Origin of the sequence: Pseudomonas monsensis, from assembly GCF_014268495.2 — a bacterium.
GTDB classification, from domain to species: domain Bacteria; phylum Pseudomonadota; class Gammaproteobacteria; order Pseudomonadales; family Pseudomonadaceae; genus Aquipseudomonas; species Aquipseudomonas monsensis.
On sequence record NZ_CP077087.1, the window covers coordinates 1,968,765 to 1,988,883 of the forward strand.

The 20,119-nt window shown below is 60.0% G+C and carries 20 protein-coding genes; all 20 read left to right on the top strand.

Annotated features, from left to right (window positions below; translation table 11 throughout):
• The first annotated feature begins 42 nt into the window (after positions 1 to 42).
• The 20 genes from HV782_RS28735 to HV782_RS08655 all read left to right on the top strand — a co-directional run bounded on the left by HV782_RS28735 (position 43) and on the right by HV782_RS08655 (position 20,099).
• Positions 43 to 168, top strand: a complete 126-nt coding sequence (locus tag HV782_RS28735) for a hypothetical protein (protein ID WP_259741327.1) — start codon at positions 43 to 45, stop codon at positions 166 to 168.
• A 238-nt stretch (positions 169 to 406) separates the two neighbouring features.
• Positions 407 to 1,180, top strand: coding sequence for a glucose-1-phosphate cytidylyltransferase (gene rfbF, locus HV782_RS08565; RefSeq protein WP_123465704.1), 774 nt, complete (start codon positions 407 to 409; stop codon positions 1,178 to 1,180).
• Entirely contained in the window at positions 1,162 to 2,244 is a 1,083-nt protein-coding gene (rfbG, locus tag HV782_RS08570) for a CDP-glucose 4,6-dehydratase (protein WP_123465706.1), read from the top strand. Before rfbF ends, rfbG begins: the two co-directional genes overlap by 19 nt.
• Positions 2,241 to 2,801 carry a dTDP-4-dehydrorhamnose 3,5-epimerase family protein gene (locus tag HV782_RS08575; RefSeq protein WP_186748313.1) on the top strand — a complete coding sequence of 187 codons (561 nt, stop codon included), beginning with the start codon at positions 2,241 to 2,243 and terminating at the stop codon, positions 2,799 to 2,801. The genes rfbG and HV782_RS08575 overlap by 4 nt, the downstream gene beginning before the upstream one ends.
• On the top strand, positions 2,798 to 4,024 hold the full coding sequence (locus tag HV782_RS08580) for a class I SAM-dependent methyltransferase (protein ID WP_186748314.1): 1,227 nt from the start codon (positions 2,798 to 2,800) through the stop codon (positions 4,022 to 4,024). Before HV782_RS08575 ends, HV782_RS08580 begins: the two co-directional genes overlap by 4 nt.
• A complete protein-coding gene (locus HV782_RS08585; protein WP_186748315.1) occupies positions 4,021 to 4,872 on the top strand; it encodes an NAD-dependent epimerase/dehydratase family protein in 852 nt (283 codons plus the stop codon). The genes HV782_RS08580 and HV782_RS08585 overlap by 4 nt, the downstream gene beginning before the upstream one ends.
• Positions 4,869 to 5,939, top strand: a complete 1,071-nt coding sequence (locus HV782_RS08590; RefSeq protein WP_123465713.1) for a class I SAM-dependent methyltransferase — start codon at positions 4,869 to 4,871, stop codon at positions 5,937 to 5,939. The genes HV782_RS08585 and HV782_RS08590 overlap by 4 nt, the downstream gene beginning before the upstream one ends.
• Positions 5,940 to 5,956: 17 nt before the next feature.
• Positions 5,957 to 6,694 carry a cephalosporin hydroxylase family protein gene (locus HV782_RS08595; protein ID WP_047292500.1) on the top strand — a complete coding sequence of 246 codons (738 nt, stop codon included), beginning with the start codon at positions 5,957 to 5,959 and terminating at the stop codon, positions 6,692 to 6,694.
• Between the two features lie 51 nt (positions 6,695 to 6,745).
• Entirely contained in the window at positions 6,746 to 9,679 is a 2,934-nt protein-coding gene (locus tag HV782_RS08600; RefSeq protein WP_186748316.1) for a TIGR00180 family glycosyltransferase, read from the top strand.
• 30 nt (positions 9,680 to 9,709) lie between these two features.
• Complete coding sequence (gene pseB / locus HV782_RS08605; protein WP_123465717.1) at positions 9,710 to 10,711, top strand: UDP-N-acetylglucosamine 4,6-dehydratase (inverting); 1,002 nt, start codon at positions 9,710 to 9,712, stop codon at positions 10,709 to 10,711.
• Positions 10,708 to 11,865 carry a UDP-4-amino-4,6-dideoxy-N-acetyl-beta-L-altrosamine transaminase gene (gene pseC, locus HV782_RS08610; protein WP_186748317.1) on the top strand — a complete coding sequence of 386 codons (1,158 nt, stop codon included), beginning with the start codon at positions 10,708 to 10,710 and terminating at the stop codon, positions 11,863 to 11,865. The genes pseB and pseC overlap by 4 nt, the downstream gene beginning before the upstream one ends.
• A 31-nt stretch (positions 11,866 to 11,896) precedes the next feature.
• Positions 11,897 to 12,517, top strand: coding sequence for a pseudaminic acid biosynthesis-associated methylase (locus HV782_RS08615; protein ID WP_186748334.1), 621 nt, complete (start codon positions 11,897 to 11,899; stop codon positions 12,515 to 12,517).
• Positions 12,514 to 13,209: a pseudaminic acid cytidylyltransferase gene (pseF, locus tag HV782_RS08620; protein WP_186748318.1), complete on the top strand. Its 696-nt coding sequence runs from the start codon at positions 12,514 to 12,516 to the stop codon at positions 13,207 to 13,209. The genes HV782_RS08615 and pseF overlap by 4 nt, the downstream gene beginning before the upstream one ends.
• On the top strand, positions 13,206 to 14,711 hold the full coding sequence (gene pseG / locus HV782_RS08625; protein ID WP_186748319.1) for a UDP-2,4-diacetamido-2,4,6-trideoxy-beta-L-altropyranose hydrolase: 1,506 nt from the start codon (positions 13,206 to 13,208) through the stop codon (positions 14,709 to 14,711). The genes pseF and pseG overlap by 4 nt, the downstream gene beginning before the upstream one ends.
• On the top strand, positions 14,704 to 15,756 hold the full coding sequence (gene pseI / locus HV782_RS08630; RefSeq protein WP_186748320.1) for a pseudaminic acid synthase: 1,053 nt from the start codon (positions 14,704 to 14,706) through the stop codon (positions 15,754 to 15,756). Before pseG ends, pseI begins: the two co-directional genes overlap by 8 nt.
• A 227-nt stretch (positions 15,757 to 15,983) precedes the next feature.
• Positions 15,984 to 16,910: a ketoacyl-ACP synthase III gene (locus HV782_RS08635; protein ID WP_123465729.1), complete on the top strand. Its 927-nt coding sequence runs from the start codon at positions 15,984 to 15,986 to the stop codon at positions 16,908 to 16,910.
• Positions 16,911 to 17,002: 92 nt separating this feature from the next.
• Complete coding sequence (locus HV782_RS08640; protein ID WP_186748321.1) at positions 17,003 to 18,295, top strand: motility associated factor glycosyltransferase family protein; 1,293 nt, start codon at positions 17,003 to 17,005, stop codon at positions 18,293 to 18,295.
• Positions 18,292 to 18,555: a hypothetical protein gene (locus tag HV782_RS08645; protein ID WP_123465733.1), complete on the top strand. Its 264-nt coding sequence runs from the start codon at positions 18,292 to 18,294 to the stop codon at positions 18,553 to 18,555. Before HV782_RS08640 ends, HV782_RS08645 begins: the two co-directional genes overlap by 4 nt.
• A 252-nt stretch (positions 18,556 to 18,807) precedes the next feature.
• Positions 18,808 to 19,659, top strand: a complete 852-nt coding sequence (locus HV782_RS08650; RefSeq protein WP_123465735.1) for a flagellin domain-containing protein — start codon at positions 18,808 to 18,810, stop codon at positions 19,657 to 19,659.
• A gap of 74 nt (positions 19,660 to 19,733) precedes the next feature.
• Positions 19,734 to 20,099, top strand: coding sequence for a flagellar protein FlaG (locus HV782_RS08655; RefSeq protein ID WP_123465737.1), 366 nt, complete (start codon positions 19,734 to 19,736; stop codon positions 20,097 to 20,099).
• The last annotated feature ends 20 nt before the right edge of the window (positions 20,100 to 20,119 follow it).

Sequence of the window (20,119 nt, forward strand, 5' to 3'; positions counted from 1 at the left end):
GCAAGCGTCTGTTTGCACAGCGTCAATGACACGGGGAGCGGCGTGCCCGACAACGGTGTGCAGTTCAATGACTGGTATGCCGGTTTCAACACCGTCGGGCACGTAGGTGTCATGAATGGCGTGATCGATCTTCCGGTGACGGGCGATGCGTTTGCCATGTTCGGTTGATGTGTTGACACCCTGACAGGCGATGAAGGGATGAATCCACTGTCGGATTCATCCCTTTTTTTTGCGCCTGAAGCTCGGCGACGCAACGTCTGCGGAGCTGGCGCGTTTCCTGCAAGACCCTCGCAAATCGCCATAAAACGAGCGCTCGCAGCTATTTTGCCGCGCCCAGTCAGGCAAAGGTTTAGCCAGAAGGCCTGCAAACGCGGGTCGAACCCGGTGAAGAACAAGAGGGGAGACGATGAAGGCAGTTATTTTGGCGGGTGGCCTCGGCACGCGCATCAGTGAAGAGTCGCACCTCAAGCCCAAGCCGATGATCGAGATCGGCGGCAAGCCAATTCTCTGGCACATCATGAAGCAGTATTCCGCCCACGGAATCCACGACTTCGTGATCTGCCTGGGCTACAAGGGCTATGCGATCAAGGACTTCTTCGCCAACTACTTCCTGCACACCTCCGACGTCACCTTCAACATGCGCGAAAACCGCATGGACGTGCACCAGAACTACAGCGAGCCGTGGAGCGTCACCCTGATCGACACCGGCGAGGAAACCATGACCGGTGGCCGTCTGCTGCGTGCCGCACGTTATCTGCAAGATGAAGAGGCGTTCTGCTTCACCTACGGCGACGGCGTTTCCGACATCAACATCGCTCAGCTCGTCGATTACCACAAAGCCCACGGTCGTCTGGCAACCGTCACCGCCGTGCAGCCGCCCGGCCGTTACGGTGCCCTCGAGCGGCAAGGCGATCAGGTGCTTGGTTTCACTGAAAAGCCGCGCGGTGACGGTGGCTGGATCAATGGCGGGTTCTTCGTGCTGTCGCCGAAAGTGCTGCCGTACATAGCCGATGATTCCACCACTTGGGAAGCCGAGCCGTTGGCGCGGCTGGCTGCGGACGAACAGTTGAAAGCCTTCGAGCACGAAGGGTTCTGGCATCCGATGGACACCCTGCGCGACAAGAACCATCTCGAAGCGCTGTGGCAGAACGGGGAGGCCCCATGGAAGCAATGGGCCTGAGTGCGGATTTCTGGCGCGGCAAGCGCGTACTGGTTACCGGTCACACCGGTTTCAAGGGCAGTTGGCTGACCCTGTGGCTACAAAGCCTCGGCGCACAAGTCAGCGGTTTTGCCCTTGATCCGTCGACCGAACCGAGCCTGTTCGAACTGGCGCGCGTCCACGAAGGCATCAACGATCAGCGCGGCGATCTGCGTGATCTTGGCGCCTTGCTGGAAATCATCGCCGACACCGAACCGGAGATCGTTCTGCACCTGGCTGCGCAGCCACTGGTGCGCGAAGGTTATCGCGACCCGCTCGGCACCTATTCCAGCAACGTCATGGGCACGTTGAACCTGCTCGAAGCGATTCGTCAGGTCGGTTGCGTGCGCGCCTGCGTGCTGGTGACCACCGACAAGGTCTACGCCAACAAGGAATGGCTGTGGCCATACCGCGAAGACGAAGCCCTCGGCGGGCATGATCCTTACAGCAGCAGCAAGGCTTGCTGCGAACTGTTGGCGCAGTCTTACGCAGCCTCGTTTTTCCCGGCCGACAAGTACGCCGAGCACGGTCTGGCCCTGGCCACCGCGCGCGCCGGCAACGTCCTCGGTGGCGGCGATTTCGCCCCTGAACGCCTGATTCCCGATGTGCTCAGAGCCTGGACGGCAGACGAGCCAGTGACCCTGCGCTACCCGCAAGCCGTGCGCCCGTGGCAGCACGCGCTGGAGCCGCTGGCCGGTTACCTGCAACTGGCTGCCGGTCTCTACGAACAAGGCCCGGAATACGCCGGGGCATGGAACTTCGGCCCGGGCGAGGCGGACATGTGCAGCGTCGGCGAAGTGGTCGAACTGCTCGCCAGCCGCTGGCCGCAGGCGCGCGGTCTGCGCATCGAAAAAAGCGAATTGCACGAAGCCGGCCTGCTGCGCCTGGACAGCAGCCGCGCCCGCCAAGTACTGGGTTGGCAGCCGCGCTGGACGTTGCAGCAGTGCCTGACCCAGACCCTCGACTGGCACCTGGCATGGCAGAACGGTGATGACATGCGCGCCGTGACCCTTGGCCAACTGAACCTGTACCGAGGCGCGCTGTGAGCGAGTTTTCCCTGAAGGCATTGCCGCTGGCCGGACTGTTCAGCGTCCAGCACAAGCGTTTCGAAGATCAGCGCGGGCACTTCGCCCGGCTGTTCTGCGAGGGTAGCCTGAGCGCGTTCGGCCGCGAATTTCACATCCGCCAGATCAACCATTCCTGCACCCGCGAGCAGGGCAGTGTGCGCGGTCTGCATTATCAGAATGCCAATGCGCCGGAAGCCAAACTGATCACCTGTCTGCGCGGTGAAGTGTGGGACGTGGCGGTGGATCTGCGCCCGGACTCCGAGACTTTTCTGCACTGGCACGCCGAGCACCTCAAGGCTGGCGACGGTCGCAGCCTGTTGATTCCGGCCGGGTTCGCCCACGGTTTCCAGACGCTGACAGCCGACGCCGAACTGCTTTACCTGCACAGCGCTGATTACGCGCCGGAGCACGAGGGCGGCTTGTCGGTGAACGATCCACGGCTGGCGATCGCCTGGCCGTTGCCTGTCAATAATTTGTCAGCGCGTGATTCCAGCCATCCCGCGCTCGATCAACACTTTGCTGGAGTGCGTCTATGAACTGCCGTGGGTGCGCCGCACCGCTGAGCCTGCCGCTGATCGACCTCGGCACCTCGCCACCGTCCAACGCCTACGTGCACGCCGATCGCCTGGAACAGGCCGAGCAATGGGTGCCGTTGAAGGTTGCCGTGTGCCAGCAATGCTGGCTGGTGCAGACCGAGGATTACACCCGCGCCGACAGTCTGTTCGACGCCGAGTACGCCTACTTCAGTTCGTTCTCCAGCACTTGGCTGGCCCACGCCGAGCGTTATGTCGCCGAGATGGTCGAGCGCTTTGGCCTGACGGGCGACAGTCGCGTGGTTGAAGTCGCGGCCAACGACGGTTACCTGCTGCAGTACGTCGCGGGTCGTGGCATCCCGTGCCTCGGCGTCGAGCCGACCCGCAGCACCGCGCAAGCAGCACGGGAAAAGGGCCTGGAAATTCGTGAACTGTTCTTCGGTCGTGAGACGGCTGCACAGCTGCGCAGCGAAGGCTGGGGCGCCGACCTGATGGCCGCCAATAACGTGCTCGCCCATGTGCCGGATATCAATGATTTCCTCGGTGGTTTCGCGACGCTGCTCAAGCCAGCCGGCGTAGCAACGTTCGAATTCCCGCAACTGCTGACGCTGATGGCTGGCGCGCAGTTCGACACGCTGTATCACGAACACTATTCGTACCTGTCGCTGACCGCCGTGCAGACCCTGTGTGAACGCAATGGCCTGGAAGTGTTCGACGTCAGTCAGTTGAGCACGCACGGCGGATCGCTGCGGGTGTTCGTGCAGCGCAAGGATGGCCAGCGTCGTGCGGTGCAGCCGGCGGTGCAACAACAGCTGCAAGCCGAGCTGGAGGCCGGGGTGAAAACCGCCGGCTACTACGCGACCCTCGCCCCCGCCGCTGAGCGCATCAAGCATGACTTGCTGCGCTTTCTGTTGCAGGCCAGGGCCGACGGCAAACGTGTGGTCGGCTATGGCGCCGCCGCCAAGGGCAACACCTTGCTCAACTACGCCGGGGTCAAACCCGACCTGCTGGCCTGGGTCGCCGATGCCAACCCGCACAAGCAGGGCAAGTTCCTGCCGGGCAGTCGCATCCCGATTGTCGCGCCGGCACAGATCGACATCGAGAAACCGGATTACGTGCTGGTGCTGCCATGGAACCTGTTGCACGAAGTCAGTCAGCAACTGGCTCAGGTGCGGCAATGGGACGGGCGCTTCGTGATCGCCGTGCCTGAGTTGAAAGTCCTGTGAAAGTCCTGGTAACCGGGGCTACGGGCTTCGTCGGCCGGCATCTGGTGGCGGCGTTGCTTGCTCGTGGCGACGCCGTTCGTGCCGTGGCGCGCAACGTAGAAACCGCACAAGGCATGCCGTGGATCAATGACGTCGAGTTCGTTGCGGCGGATATTCACGCCGCCGAACTCGATGTCGCCGCGCTGACCGAGGGCATCGACGTACTCGCGCATCTGGCCTGGCCGGGCCTGCCGAACTATCGGGCGCTGTTCCACTTCGAGCACAACCTGATGGCCGACTACCGCTTTATCAAAGGCGCGGTCGAGGCGGGTGTGCGGCAAGTGTTGGTCACCGGCACCTGCTTCGAGTACGGCCTGCAAAGCGGCCCGCTCAGTGAAAGCGTCGAGCCCCAGCCGAGCAATCCTTACGGTCTGGCCAAACACACGCTGCACCTGTTTTTGCAAAACCTGCAGCAGGAAATGCCGTTCACCCTACAGTGGGCGCGCCTGTTTTATCTGCATGGCGAAGGGCAGAACCCCAACAGTCTGCTTGCAGCGCTGGACCGGGCGATTGATGCCGCAGACGCGTCGTTCAACATGTCTGGCGGTGAGCAATTGCGTGACTTTTTGCCGATTGCCACCGCAACCGCTTACCTCGCCGCGATCCTGCAGCAGCGCGACTTCGACGGTGTGATCAATTGCGCCAGTGGCCAACCGGTGTCGGTGCGTTCATTGGTCGAAGAACGCCTGCGCGAACGCGGCGCGGCACTGAATCTGAACCTAGGTCACTACCCTTACCCGACCCACGAACCGATGGCGTTCTGGGCGGTGACCGAGCGTTTGCAACAGCTACTGGGAGAGCCGCAATGAGGCACGAGTTGTATCGGGTCACCGACCTGCCGGTGTTGCAGAACCGCACCTTCGCCGACCCGGAGTCGGCGAAAGCCTCGGCCAGCGCCGACATGCTGCTGGTGCAGGATGAGCGCAGCGGTCTGATCTTCAACGCTGCGTTCGATGCCGACAAGCTCAGCTATGACGCCGACTATCAGAACGAGCAGGCGCATTCCGGCCAGTTCCAGCAGCACCTGCGCGATGTCGAAGGCATCATCGCTAAACACTTCAAGGGCCAGGAACTGATCGAAGTGGGCTGTGGCAAAGGCTACTTTCTGGAGTTGCTCAAGGGCCTCGGCTATTCGATCACCGGCATCGACCCGGCCTACGAAGGCGACAACGCCGACGTGATCAAGGCGCCGTTCACCCGTGGCCTTGGCCTGGCGGCGGACGCCATCGTGCTGCGCCATGTGCTGGAACACATCGAAGACCCGGTGAGCTTTCTGTCGGTGATCGCCGAAGCCAACCAGGGCGGGCAGATCTACATCGAAGTGCCGTGCTTTGACTGGATCCTCGAGCACAAGGCCTGGTTCGACCTGTTCTACGAACACGTCAATTATTTCCGCCTCGATGACCTGCGCCGGATGTTCGGCACCGTGCACGAGGCCGGCCACCTGTTCGGTGGCCAGTACCTGTACATCGTCGCCGACCTGTCGACGTTACGCCTGACCCCGGAACAACCGGTGCCACGCCTGACGCTGCCGGACGGGTTCACCGCCAGCCTCGATCGCGCCGTGCAGATCATTCAGTCTGCCCCCGAGCAGGGTTCGGCGATCTGGGGCGCCTCGTCCAAGGGCGTGATCTATTCGCTGTTCCTGCAGCGCGCCGGTGTGGCCGTAGACCGTGTGGTGGATATCAACCCGGCCAAACAGGGGCGTTATCTGCCACTGAGCGGCGCGCGGGTGTCCTCGCCCCAGGAAGCGATGGACGCGCTGCCCGAAGGCGCCCACCTGTTTGTGATGAATTCCAATTACCTCGAAGAGATCAAGCGGATGACCGGTGGACGCTACGTCTATCACGCCGTCGACAGCGCTTCGTTTCAGTGACCCTTGAGATTATTAAAATGACCGACAACAGCATCAACAAAGCCTTCGAAGCCGAGTGCCGCGAGCAGATCGCCCAACAGGGTGACGACCAGAAGCTGACGGGCCTGGCCCGTGATTTCTTCAACGAATCGGCCAAACACAAGTACAGCTACCACTTCTCGTGGATGGGCCGCCCGATCATCCAGTTGCCGCAAGACATGATGGCGATGCAGGAGATCATCTGGCAGGTCAAGCCGGATCTGGTCATCGAGTGCGGCATCGCCCACGGCGGTTCGATCATCTACTACGCCTCGTTGCTGGAGCTGCAAGGCCACGGCGAAGTGCTGGGCATCGACCTCGACATTCGCCCGCACAACCGTGAAGCGATCGAAAGCCACCCGATGGCCAAGCGCATCAAGATGATCGAAGGTTCGAGCATCGACCCGGCCATCGCTGCACAGGTTCAAGCCGCCGCCAAGGGCAAGAAAGTCATTCTGGTCCTCGACTCCAACCACACCCACGATCATGTGCTGGAAGAGCTGCGTTTGTACGCACCGCTGGTGTCGGTCGACAGCTACTGCGTGGTCATGGACACCGTGGTTGAAGACATGCCGGCCGATTTCTTCCCGGACCGTCCATGGGGCCCGGGCGACAACCCGAAAACCGCGGTGTGGAAATACCTGGAAGAGAACCAGGATTTCGAGATCGACCAGCAGCTGCAAAACAAACTGCTGATCACCGTGGCGCCGGACGGCTATCTGCGTCGCGTTCGTTAATCAAAAACAGTTTCAGACTTCAGGCGACTGGCCGGTTGTGGGGATAGGAAAATGCAGGTTCAAAGCAGTACTCAAGCCAATGTGACACCGCTGGACGAGCTGTTCACGGTGGTGGTCATCACCCACAACCGCAGTGCCTTCCTGCGTCGTACCTTGCAGTACTACAGCAGTTACCCGGCCAGGGTGCTGGTGCTGGATTCGTCCGTGCAGTGCGACGACCGCATCGCTGTGGATTTTCCGTCGGTCGACTACCGGCATTTGCCGCAGTACACCTACAAGGGCTTGCAGGACAAATTGACCTGGGGTGTCGCGCAGGTCACGACGCCTTATATGGTGTTCGCTGCCGACGATGACTTCCTGATTCACGACGCGCTGACTGCGTCGGTCGAATTCCTGCACGCCAACACCGATTACGGTGTGTGCCATGGCTACGGGATGATGTACCTGACCCGTGCCAACGAAGTCACCTATTACCGCCGCGACAAGCGCGTGCAGGAAGACTACGACTCGCCAGACGCTGAAACCCGGATCATGGACTTCATGGGGCAGTTTCTGCCGCCGTTCTATGCCGTGACCCGCACTGATCTGCTGCAACAGTGGTACAGCCAGTTACCGCCAGGTACCAGCTTCGAGTGGCAGGAAATCGGTCACTCGTTCTATCTGCTGGCCTGTGCCAAGGCGCGCATTCTTCCGATTCCGTTTGCCGTGCGTGAAGTGAACTATGGCAATTCGGATCACAACACCAACGTGCTGACCGTCCTTGCTTATCAGGACGCGAAAACCGTGGCAGAGCGTGAGCAGTTCGCTGAGTTTCTGGCAACGATCAAGACGCCGCTCAGCGACCAGGATCCGGCCGCGATCAAGCAGATTGCGCTGAACACCTTTGCCCAGATGGCCAATTGTTTGCTCAAGGGTGTTTCGCTGGCGGGCGCACCGATTTTCCGTTCGGCGTGGATTGAATGCGATAAGGAGCCGGTACGTTCTTTCGCTCCCGAGCAGTTCGTGGAAATGCCGTTCTACAACAAGCCGATGTTCGATTTACTGACCGAATTCGAATTCCTGCTACACGCCATGCCGGCCGGTCGCGTGCAGTTGCAGGAGCTCGAAGGCGTGCTGCTGCGTCAGCATGAGCTGATGCGCCTGCACCCTAACGACGACGAGCGCACGATTCGCGCACGGCTCTGGGAAGCGCTGACCCTCAACCTGTTCAACCGTGAAGTGGTCAAGCGTCTTGCCGAGTCGTTGCTGGGCAGCGATGAGCATGAAGAAGGGCTGAAGCTGCAAGCGTGGCTGCAGCGTCTGAACTCGGTGCCGGGGCAGGCTGACCGCAAGTTGTTCGAGAACATGCCGAGCGGGCGGCTGCTGCAATGGCTGGAGGCACGCAATCCGCACGCGGCGCAATTGCCGACCATCGCCCGCCATCTGGCCAAGCACAATGGCGGACCGCAGGTAGGCATTCTGTTGCTGGACCTGGAAGCCGACATGGTCAAGCTTCAGGCAACGTTCGACAGCCTGGTCGGCGGTCAATACAAGGCTTTCAAAGTGGTGGTGTTCACCGCTGGCGAACTGCCGGCCACGACCACCGTGCGCGACACCGTGCACTTCGTCAAAGTCAGCGCCTCCAACTATGTGGAGCGGATCAATCAGGTCATCGCGCAAATGAGCAGCGACTGGCTGTTGCTGGCCGAGGCGGGCGACCAGTTCACCGTCAGCGGCCTGTTGCGGGCCAGCCTGGAACTCATCGGTGCCGAAGGCGTGCGGGCCGTGGCCATGGATGAAATCCATCGCCAGCCGGGCGGCGAACTGACGCACGCGTTCCGCCCGGGCGTGAATCTCGACCTGCTGCAAACCGTGCCGTCGCTGATGGCGCGTCACTGGTTGATCCAGCGTGATGCGCTGGTGCAAGCCAAAGGTTTTGCCAGCGAGTACACCGAAGCGCTGGAGCTGGACCTGTTGCTGCGGCTGATCGAAGACGGCGGCCTCGCCGGTCTGGCGCATCTGGCCGAGCCTTTGCTGATCTGCAACGCACCGAAGGCTGAAGAAAATGTCCATGAACGCCAGACCCTGACGCGGCATCTGAGTCAGCGCGGTTACCGTGGTCAGGTCAGTTCGAAGTTGCCGTCAACCTGGCAGATCGACTACCAGCACAGCGAGCGACCGATGGTGTCGATCATCCTGCACAGCCAGGACAATCTCGAACACCTGCAAACAGCGCTGGTCAGCCTGTTGCAGCGAACCCGCTACCAGCGCCACGAAATCCTGCTGGTCGACAACCATAGTCAATCGCCGCAATTGCTTGAGTGGCTGGACAGTCTACAGGGCAAGGGCGATCGCATTCGCGTGTTACGCAGCGGCGAGCGGCTTAGCGAGTCGGCGTTGTACAACCTCGCCAGTGGCGAAGCCAAAGGTGAGTACCTGGTGCTGTTTTCGGCCGAGGCCGAGGTGGTCAACGCCAACTGGCTCGATGCATTGCTCAATCAGGCTCAGCGTCCGGAAGTTGGTATCGTGGGCGCCAAACTGGTAGACGGCCGTGGCGCCACGACCCAGGGCGGTCTGGTGCTGGGCAGTGATGGTCAGGTCAATGCGGTGTTTATCGGTGAAAGCAAAGACGCTGCCGGTTACCTGTTCGGCAATCAGGTCGAGCAGAGCTATTCGGCGGTGTCCGGCGCCTGCCTGATGATTCGCAAGGCGCTGTTCGACGCCGTGGGTGGCCTGGACGAGGAGCATTTCGACAGCGCCTTCGCCGACATCGACTTGTGCCTGAAAGTCGCGGATGCCGGTTACCTTACCGTGTGGTGCCCGCAGGCACAGATTCAACATCCGGGCCTGTTGCCGCCAGTCACGCAAACCGCCGCCGCGCTGCATGACAAATGGTCGGCACGTTTCGCTCAGGATGCGGCGCGCAACCCGAACCTTTCCCTGACCGACAAGGGCTTTACCCTCGGCCAGGCCTCCAGCATCGACTGGGCGCAGTTGCTCGCCTAAGCCTGACGATCAGGAAACAGGACTCAAGACATGTTCAACGGTAAATCGATTTTCATCTCCGGCGGCACCGGCTCGTTCGGGCGCAATTTCATCCGCCGCCTGCTGGAGCAATACCAGCCCAAGCGCGTGGTGGTGTTCTCCCGGGATGAACTCAAGCAATACGAAATGCAGCAGACGTTCAACGCGCCGTGCATGCGCTATTTCCTTGGCGATGTGCGCGATGCCGACCGTTTGCGTCAGGCCATGCGCGGCATCGACTACGTCGTGCATGCCGCCGCGCTCAAGCAAGTGCCGGCAGCGGAATACAACCCGACCGAGTGCATTCGCACCAACGTCAACGGCGCGGAAAACATCATCGCCGCAGCCATCGACAATGGCGTGAAGAAAGTCGTTGCGCTGTCCACCGACAAGGCCGCCAGCCCGATCAACCTCTACGGCGCAACCAAGTTACTGTCGGACAAACTGTTCGTCGCCGCCAATAACATTGCCGGCGAACAGCAGACCCGGTTTGCCGTGGTGCGCTACGGCAACGTCGCCGGCTCCCGTGGCTCGGTGGTGCCGTTCTTCAGCAAACTGATCGCCGAGGGCGCTGAAGAGCTGCCGATCACCGACGAACGCATGACACGTTTCTGGATCACCCTCGATCACGGTGTGCAGTTCGTCCTCGACAGCTTTGCACGCATGCACGGCGGTGAAGTGTTTGTGCCGAAGATCCCGTCGATTCGCATCGTCGATCTGGCCCGGGGCATGGCCGAGCACCTGCCACACAAGCACGTCGGCATTCGTCCGGGCGAGAAGCTGCACGAGTTGATGGTGCCGCTGGACGATGCGCGGATGACCCTGGAGTTTGCCGATCACTACACCATCCAGCCGTCGATCCGCTTTACCAGCGTTGACGTCGATTTCGCCGAAGACAAGCTCGGTGAGCGCGGCCGGCCGGTCAGCGAAGACTTCGAATACCGTTCCGACACTAATCCGCATTTCCTCTCGGTGGGGCAGATCGCCGACCTGCACGCGAAGCTCTCGGTATGATTCCGTACGGTCGGCAAAGCCTCGATCAGGCAGATATCGACGCCGTGGTCGAGGTGTTGAAGTCTGACTGGCTCACACAAGGGCCGACCATCGAGCGCTTCGAGCAGGCCATGGCCGAGCGCTGTCAGGCCGATTATGCGGTGGCGGTGTGCAATGCCACGGCGGCGCTGCACATTGCCTGCCTGGCCGCCGGACTCGGGCCGGGCGATCGCTTGTGGACGACGCCGAATACTTTTCTGGCGTCGGCCAACTGCGGGCGTTATTGCGGCGCCGACGTGGATTTTGTCGATATCGACCCGCTGACCTGGAACCTCGATGCTGAAGTCCTGGCCGGTAAGCTCGACGCTGCCGAGCGCGATGGCGTGCTGCCCAAAGTGCTTGTGGCGGTGGCGTTTTCCGGGCAGAGCTGCGATATGCGCAGAATTGCCCAACTGGCCGAGCGCTACAACTTCACGGTGATCGAAGACGCCTCTCATGCGGTCGGTGCGTCCTACGCGGGGCGGCCGGTCGGGTGCGGCGAATTCGCCGCGATGACCGTGTTCAGCTTCCACCCGGTGAAGATCATCACCAGTGCCGAGGGCGGCATGGTCTTGACCAATCGCCCGGAACTGGCCGAGCGCTTGCAACGCCTGCGCAGCCACGGCATGACCCGCGATCCGCAGCAGATGACTGAAGCCAGCCACGGCCCGTGGTATTACCAGCAAGTGGAACTGGGCTTCAATTATCGGATCACCGACTTGCAAGCCGCACTCGGTTTGTCGCAACTGCACAAACTGGACGGTTTCATCGCCCGTCGACGCGAGCTGGCCGCACGTTACGCGAATTTGCTGACATATTTGCCTGTGACCTTGCCGAGCGCCCAACCGCTCGCTGAATCCGCCTGGCATCTGTATGTGATCCGCTTGCAGACCGATCGGATCAATCTCAGCCACCGCCAGGTCTTCGAAGGCTTGCGCGCGGCCGGAGTCGGGGTGAATCTGCACTATATTCCACTGCATTTGCAGCCGTACTATCGCGACCTGGGTTTCGCCGAGGGAGATTTTCCCGAAGCGGAGCGCTATTACGCCGAAGCGATCAGCCTGCCGCTGTTTCCTTTGCTGAGCGATCAGCAGCAGGACTATGTGGTCGAGCAATTGCGACGGTTGACTGAGTGAACACCGCTGTGGCGGTGGATGGGAAATGGCAATGCGCAATCTGAGTGAACAGGAACAATTCTGGCAGGGTGACTTCGGCAACGAGTACGTTGCGCGCAACGTCGGGCAATCGCTGGTGGCGGCCAATCTGGCGTTGTTTGCCAAGGCGCTGGCGAGAACGGGGCGGATCGACAGCCTGTTGGAACTCGGTACCAATGTCGGGAACAACTTGCAGGCGCTGCATCAACTGTTGCCGCAATGCGAGTTGTCCGGCGTCGAGATCAACGCCAATGCCTGTGCACAGGCCAAAGCACTGAACATCGCAAAGATCTGGCACGGTTCGCTGTTCGACTTTCCCTGCGAACTCTCCTACGATCTGACGCTGAGCAAAGGCGTGTTGATTCATCTTGCCCCGGAACTGTTGCCGAAGGCCTACGCGCAGCTGTACGAGCTCAGCCAGCGCTATATCCTGATCGCGGAGTACTACAATCCGGCGCCGGTGGAAGTGTCCTACCGCGGCAACAGCGGCAAACTGTTCAAACGCGATTTCGCCGGTGAAATGCTCGATCGCTACGCTGATCTGCACCTGCTGGATTACGGCTTTGTGTATCACCGTGACCCACAATTTCCTGCTGACGACGTCACCTGGTTCCTTCTGGAAAAACGCCCTTGAGCAACGTTGCAATCATCCCGGCCCGCGGGGGCAGCAAACGCATCCCGCGCAAGAATCTTGCGCCGTTCGATGGCGTGCCGATGATTGTCCGTTCGATTCGCACGGTGCTGGACTCGGGGTTGTTCGACGAGGTTGTGGTCAGTACTGACGACGAAGAAATCGCCGAGCTCGCGCGGGCTCATGGCGCCACGGTGCCATTTTTGCGTCCTGCGCATCTGGCCGATGATTTCACCGGCACGGCAGCGGTGATCGTGCATGCCTTGCAGCAACTGCCAGCGTTTGATTACGCCTGTTGCGTCTATGCCACGGCCCCGTTGTTACAGGCGCGGTTTCTGCGTGAAGGCTTCGAATTGCTGGAGCAGCAGTGCGACAAGTCCTTCGCGTTTTCTGTTTGCAGCTTTGGTTTTCCCGTGCAGCGCGCGTTGACGCTGGACGGGCAGGGGGCGCTGACGGCGTTGTATCCGGAGTTTCGTAATACCCGCTCGCAGGATCTGCCTGAAGCATTCCAGGATGCCGGTCAATTCTACTGGGGCCGACGCGAGGCATGGATGCGCGGTGAGGTCTTGTATTCGCCTGCCAGTCTGCCGGTAATCCTGCCTCGGCATCTGGTGCAGGACATCGACACCGTCGAAGACTGGAAACGCGCCGAATACCTGTATGCCGCGCTCAAGGCTGGCGGGGAAGTGCAATGAGAGTGCTGATCCGTGCGGACGCGTCGCCGACCATCGGCAGCGGTCACATTGCCCGTTGCCTGACGCTGGCCCGGGTGTTGCGCAAGCAGGGCAGTCACGTCGCATTTGCCTGTCGGCGCTTGCCGGGGCATCGGCTTGATGCGTTGCAGGAAGAAGGTTTCGAGACGTTCGCATTACCCGAACGCTATGCCGAAGAAGATCCACAGCAGGCCATCGAATCGATGCTGCCGTGGCAAGCGGACATTGATGCGCTGGATGTATTGCTCGACGGCCATGAAGGGTTCGACTGGATCATTGCCGACCACTATGGCCTCGATCATCACTGGCAAACGGCGGCCCGGCGTTGGGCGTCACGGATTGCAGCAGTGGATGATCTGGCCACTCGGCGCTATAGCGTTGACCTGCTGCTTAATCAGAACCTCTCCGGCCTGAGCGAGCATTACGCGCCGCTGTTGCCTGACGGTTGTCGCACATTGCTTGGGCCGCGTTTTGCCATGCTGCGCGAGGAGTTCATTTGCCCGGCCATCGAGATCAAGTCCAAGGCTCGCCGGGTATTGGTGAATTTCGGCGGCTTCGACGCGGCGATGCAGACTCATCACGCGATGCTGGCGCTGGCGGATTTTCCCGAGCTCGAAGTAGATTTCGTCGCCGGCGCCGACAACCCGGCATGGGCACAGATGCAGGCCCTGGCCGAGACACGGCCGAATTGGCGATTGCACAGTTTTGTCAGCGATTTCCATCAACGCATGACCGAGGCCGATTTGTTTATCGGCGCCGGCGGTGGCACCAGTTGGGAGCGCGCGGCACTGGGGCTGCCAACGATCTGCATAGCTGTGTCGAATAATCAGTATGCCAACGGCGAAGTCATGGCGGCGGCTGGCGCGCATGTGTTCTTGGGCGCCCGCGAGCAGGTCAGCGTCGAGCAATTGCGCCAAGCCATCGGCTTGGTCGTCGACAATGTTTATCTGCGCCAAAGCCTGGCCGAACGTTCGCGGCAATTGGTCGATGGGCGCGGCGCGCTGCGGGTTGCGGTGGCGTTGGCGGGCGCGGTGCTCAAGGTGCGCCCGGCGACGCTGGACGACGCGCAGTTGTTGTTTGACGGACGCAATGCCGAGGCGGTGCGCCGCTGGTCACTGGACGCTGGCGTTATCGACTGGAAGCAACATCTGGACTGGCTGACTGCGAGCTTGCGTAACCCTCAGCGGCTGCTGTTGGTCGCTGAAGGCGATGACGGCCCGGTCGGTGTTCTGCGCTATGACTTGCGTGGTTTTGACGCGGAGGTCTCGCTGTATTTGCTGCAAGGGCGTTTTGGTCTCGGCTGGGGCGGTGCACTGTTGGCGCGGGGCGAAGCGTTCGCCTCTGCACATTGGCCGCAGATGAGCGCGATCACCGCTCAAGTGTTGCCGGCCAACCAGGCCTCACTGAATGTTTTTCGCGACGCCGGGTTCACTCAAAGTGCCTGCGTGTTCACCCGTGTTTTGAAGGATCACCCGCATGCCTAGTTTCAAGATTGGCGACCGTCTGATCGGTGCCGACGCGCCGCCGTTCATCATTGCCGAGATGAGCGGCAACCATAACCAGTCGCTGGACGTTGCTCTGCAAATCGTCGAGGCCGCCGCCAAGGCCGGGGCGCATGCCTTGAAACTGCAAACCTACACCGCCGAGACCATGACCCTGGATCTGGCCGAGGGCGAGTTCTTCATCAAGGACCCGGGCAGCTTGTGGGCCGGTACCTCGCTGTATGACTTGTATGAAAAGGCTCATACACCGTGGGAATGGCACGCGCCGATTTTCGCTCGGGCCAAGGAACTGGGGATGCTCGCGTTCTCGACGCCGTTCGATGACACCGCCGTGGATTTTCTCGAAAGCCTCGATGTGCCGGCCTACAAGATTGCCAGTTTCGAAAATACCGATCTGCCGTTGATTCGTCGTGTCGCCGCCACTGGCAAGCCGCTGATTATTTCTACCGGCATGGCCAGCATCGCAGAGCTCGATGAAACCGTGCGCGCTGCCCGCGAGGCTGGCTGCAAGGATCTGGTGTTGCTCAAGTGCACCAGCACTTATCCGGCGACACCGCTTAACAGCAACGTGCGCACGATCCCGCATCTGCGTGAGCTGTTTGGATGCGAGGTCGGGCTGTCTGACCACTCGATGGGCGTCGGCGTGTCGGTGGCGGCCGTGGCGCTCGGTGCAACGGTGGTGGAAAAACACTTCACCCTCGACCGTTCGGCGGGTGGGGTGGATGCCAGTTTCTCGCTGGAACCTGCGGAAATGGCCAGTCTGGTGCTCGAGACCGAGCGCGCCTGGCAAGCCATGGGCCAGGTGCAATACGGTCCCACCGAGGCCGAGCGCAAGTCGCTGGTCTACCGCCGCTCGCTGTACGTCACCACCGACATGGTCGCCGGTGAGGCCTTCACCACTGCCAATGTGCGCGCCATTCGCCCGGGTCTCGGTCTGCCGCCCAAGCACACCGAGGCGGTTCTTGGTCGTTGCGCTCGCACGGCCATCAAGCGCGGTACGCCGCTGGATTGGTCGTTGGTCGAATAACCCGATCTGCAACCGATTAGGCAAAATAGCGTGACCTGCGAGTCATAACGCGCATCTTCACTGTATTGTATTGATCGGGGAGATGGCGCCTGGCCCTTTATCGGTTCCAGTGATAGCCCTTTGCGCTCCCCCTCTGGTTGCCGCTGTGGCAGCCATTTTCTGTTTGTCGGCGCCCCTCGAATCCTTGCGAGCGGTGGTTTTGGGCTGTTTTTTATTGGGAAGCCGTAATGATTGGCATAAAAAGCATTGCGAGCTACGTTCCTGTAGCCGGCGTGGACAACTACGCACAAGGTGCAAAATTCGAGAAGGATGAAGAATTCATCCTCGGCAAGATCGGCTCGGCGTTCCTGCCGCGCAAAGACGCTGAACAAGAAACCTCCGATCTGTGCGTGGAAGCGGCCAATGCGCTGTTTGCCAGCAATCCTGAGCTGAAACGTGAGTCGATCGACGCACTGATCGTTGTCACTCAGAACGGTGACGAGGAAGGCTTGCCGCACACCGCTGCGATCGTGCAGGACAAACTCGGTCTGCCGACCAATGTCGCGGCGTTCGATATTTCCTTGGGCTGCTCCGGTTACGTCTACGGCATCTATGCGATCAAGGGCTTCATGGAAGCCGCAGGCCTGAAGAACGGCTTGCTGATCACCGCTGACCCTTATTCGAAGATCGTCGACCCGGAAGATCGCAACACCACCATGCTCTTCGGCGATGCCGCCACCGCCACCTGGATGGGCGAAGATCCGACCTGGGCGTTGGGTAAAGCCAAGTTCGGTACTGACGGCTCCGGCGCTCCGCACCTTAAGGTCAGCAATGGTGTGTTCTTCATGAACGGTCGTCAGGTGTTCAACTTCGCGCTGCTCAAAGTCCCGGCGCACTTGCATGAATTGCTCGACGATTCCGGCCTCAAGGCCGACGACATTGATGCGTTCTGCATCCACCAGGGCAGTGCGGCGATTGTCGATGCCGTGGCGCGGCGTTTCGAAGGCGAGCCAGAGAAGTTCATCAAGGACATGGTCGAGACCGGTAATACCGTGTCATCGAGTGTTCCGTTGCTGCTGGAAAAACACGTGCTCGATTCTGACTGGAGTCGCGTTGCGATCAGCGGTTTCGGTGTCGGTTTGTCTTGGGGTTCGGCGATCATCTATCGTCCCTGAGTCACCTGTTTTTCTATAAAACGCGGCACAAAAAAGCGCTCAAGGTGTAACCTTGAGCGCTATTTTTTTGCCCGGATGTCAGGCGAGGCGCCATGAGCGAGTTTTTTCAATCCAATACCCAGATCATCGAAAAGCGCTGGCCTGCGGTGGCTGCGCGTCTGCTGAGCGAAGACCCGAGCTCGTTGCAGGCCGATCTGGTGGAAGGACTGGGCTCGACCTTGAGCGTCAATGGCATTCAGTTGACCAGTCGGCATGATCGTATGCGTGAAGCGCAGGTACAGGCCGCAAGCCTGGCAGCCGACAGCCCGGTGTTACACGTCTACGGTGCCGGTTTGGGCGATCTGCAACACGAGTTGCTGCTACGTCCGGCACTCGCGCAATTGCACGTGCACATCCTCAATGGCGCCGTGTTTTCGCTGGTGCTGCAACTGCTTGATCAAACACCGTGGCTCGGCGATTCACGCGTCCAGTTGCACTACGCCGGTGATCGCGAGGAAATCTGCCTGCCTTTCTTTGCCTTGCCGTCCGAGCTGGTGCTGGCAGACGACTACAACGCGAAAATCCGCGACCGACTGATCAGCGAGACGCACCTTACGTTCAATAATCGCGAGTTTGATCCGCACGCTGCGCACATTGTCGAACGCTTGCATGCCAGTCAGACGCTGATGCACGTCGATGCGGATGTCGCCGAGCTGTTCGGCACGTGCGCGGGCATGCCGGTGTTTGTGATTGCGACAGGGCCGAGCCTGGAAATGCACTTCCAGCGATTGCGGACGATCCGCGAGCAGCAGCCACGGCCGCTGTTTATCTGTGTCGACACCGCGTATAGACCGTTGCTTGAACAGGGGATTCGCCCCGACATCGTGGTTACGATCGATCAGCGCATTGCCGAGCGCCACTTGCCGCCGGCCGGCACGAGCGCCATTCGTCTGGTGTATATGCCCATGGTCGATCCGTCAGTGTTGAGTGCCTGGCAAGGCCCGCGCTATGTAGCCTATTCACCTAGCCCGATCTATCAGGCATTGCGCCAGCAATTCCCCAGAGGTGAATTGCATGGGGGCGGCAGTGTGATCCATCCGGCAGTGGATCTGGCGGTGAAAATGGGTGCCGGGGAAATCACCCTGTTCGGTGCCGACTTTGCCTTCCCGGGCGACAAGACCCATGCCGGCTGGAGTGACGGTGAACTGGGGCCACAACTCGGTGCGGCGAAACACTGGGTGCTCGATGGCCACGGCCAACGCATCAAGACTCAACTCAACTTCCGTAGCTATCTGTGCGAACTGGAGCGCTTTATCGCCGGGCATCCCCAGGTGCGCTTTTACAACAGCAGTCGGGCCGGGGCGATCATTGCCGGGACCGCCTTTCATCCGGAGTTGGCGCTATGAGTGCAATGTTTGTCGAGCAGGCACAGCAGTGTGCGACGTTGTTCCGGCTGGGGCGTGACGTTGAGGCAGGGTTGGCGATGATTGATCTGGCCGCTGCGCTGCAACCATCCTTCGATCAAGCGGATGCGGATAATCAACACCAATGGCTGCAGGTTCTCAGTCTGATGCTGGAATGTCAGGAGGCGCAAAACTGGCTGGCACTGGCGGACTACCTCGAATACGAATTGACTCAACTGATCACGGACAGTCTGTCCGTTTAGACAATTTCTCCCCACTCGTCGGTTCTGGCTCCCGATCTTGAGCTTCCGGCGTATTCCTGACGCCATTTTTTCGTTTGTCGACGGCCGCCAAGTCCTTGATTTACGAGGGGTGGCCGTCTGATGGCAATTTTTTTCGAAAATCCCCTAAAGCAAGTTCCAATCCCGACGATAACTATTACGAAGGTTCTCTAGGCCATACCCGGCGGTTGCCAGGGCCGGAAGCCGCAGTACCCAACCAACGAGGAATTCGTCATGGCTTTAACAGTAAACACTAACGTCACATCGTTGAACGTTCAGAAAAACCTGAACCGTGCTTCCGACGCTCTGTCCACTTCGATGACTCGCCTGTCTTCCGGCCTGAAAATCAACAGCGCTAAAGACGACGCCGCCGGCCTGCAAATCGCTACCCGTATGACTTCGCAGATCCGTGGTCAGACCATGGCGATCAAAAACGCCAACGACGGTATCTCGATCGCTCAGACCGCTGAAGGCGCGATGCAAGAATCGACCAACATTCTGCAGCGTATGCGTGAACTGGCTGTTCAAGCACGAAACGACTCGAACGGCACCGACGACCGTGCTGCTCTGAACAAAGAATTCGCGACCATGTCGGACGAGCTGACTCGTATCGCCAAGTCGACCAACCTGAACGGCAAAAACCTGATCGACGGTACTGCTGGCACCATGACCTTCCAGGTTGGTTCCAACACTGGCGCTACCAACCAGATCACCATCACTCTGAACAGCGGCTTCGACGCTGCAACTCTGAGCGTTGGTTCGGCTACTATCGCTGTTACCGGTACCGACAGCACCACTGCTGAAGCAAGCACCAAAGCTGCAATCGACGCGATCGACAAAGCTCTGAAAACCATCAACACCAGCCGTGCGGACCTCGGTGCTGCTCAGAACCGTCTGACCAGCACTATCTCCAACCTGCAAAACATCAACGAAAACGCCAGTGCTGCACTGGGTCGCGTACAAGATACCGACTTCGCTGCTGAAACTGCACAGCTGACCAAGCAACAAACTCTGCAACAAGCTTCGACCGCAGTTCTGGCTCAGGCCAACCAACTGCCATCCGCTGTACTGAAACTGCTTCAGTAATAGCTGATGAGTTTTGGCGGGGGAGTGCGCTTGTCGCGCTCTCTCGCTTTTTACTTTTTTAAGAGGTGATGGACATGGATATGAGCGCCAAGCTGAACTTGTCTTATCCTGCGGCCAAGCAGGCGACGACTGTTGCCGACAAGCCTGCGGAGAAGCCTCGCCCGGTGGTTGCTCCAGTAGCTGCCGTCAAGGAAGAAAGTAAAAACGAGCAGACCGATCAAGACAAGCTGAAGATGGCCGTTCAGGAAATCGAAAAGTTTGTGCAGTCGGTCAAGCGTAACCTGGAGTTCTCGATAGATGAGCCTTCAGGCAAAGTTGTAGTCAAAGTGATTGCCAGTGAATCCGGTGAGGTGATCCGTCAGATCCCTAACGAAGAGGTTCTGAAGCTGGCGAACAGTTTGAATGATGCAAGCAGCCTGTTGTTCAGCGCTAAAGTCTGACAACTGGCACGAATTTTGTT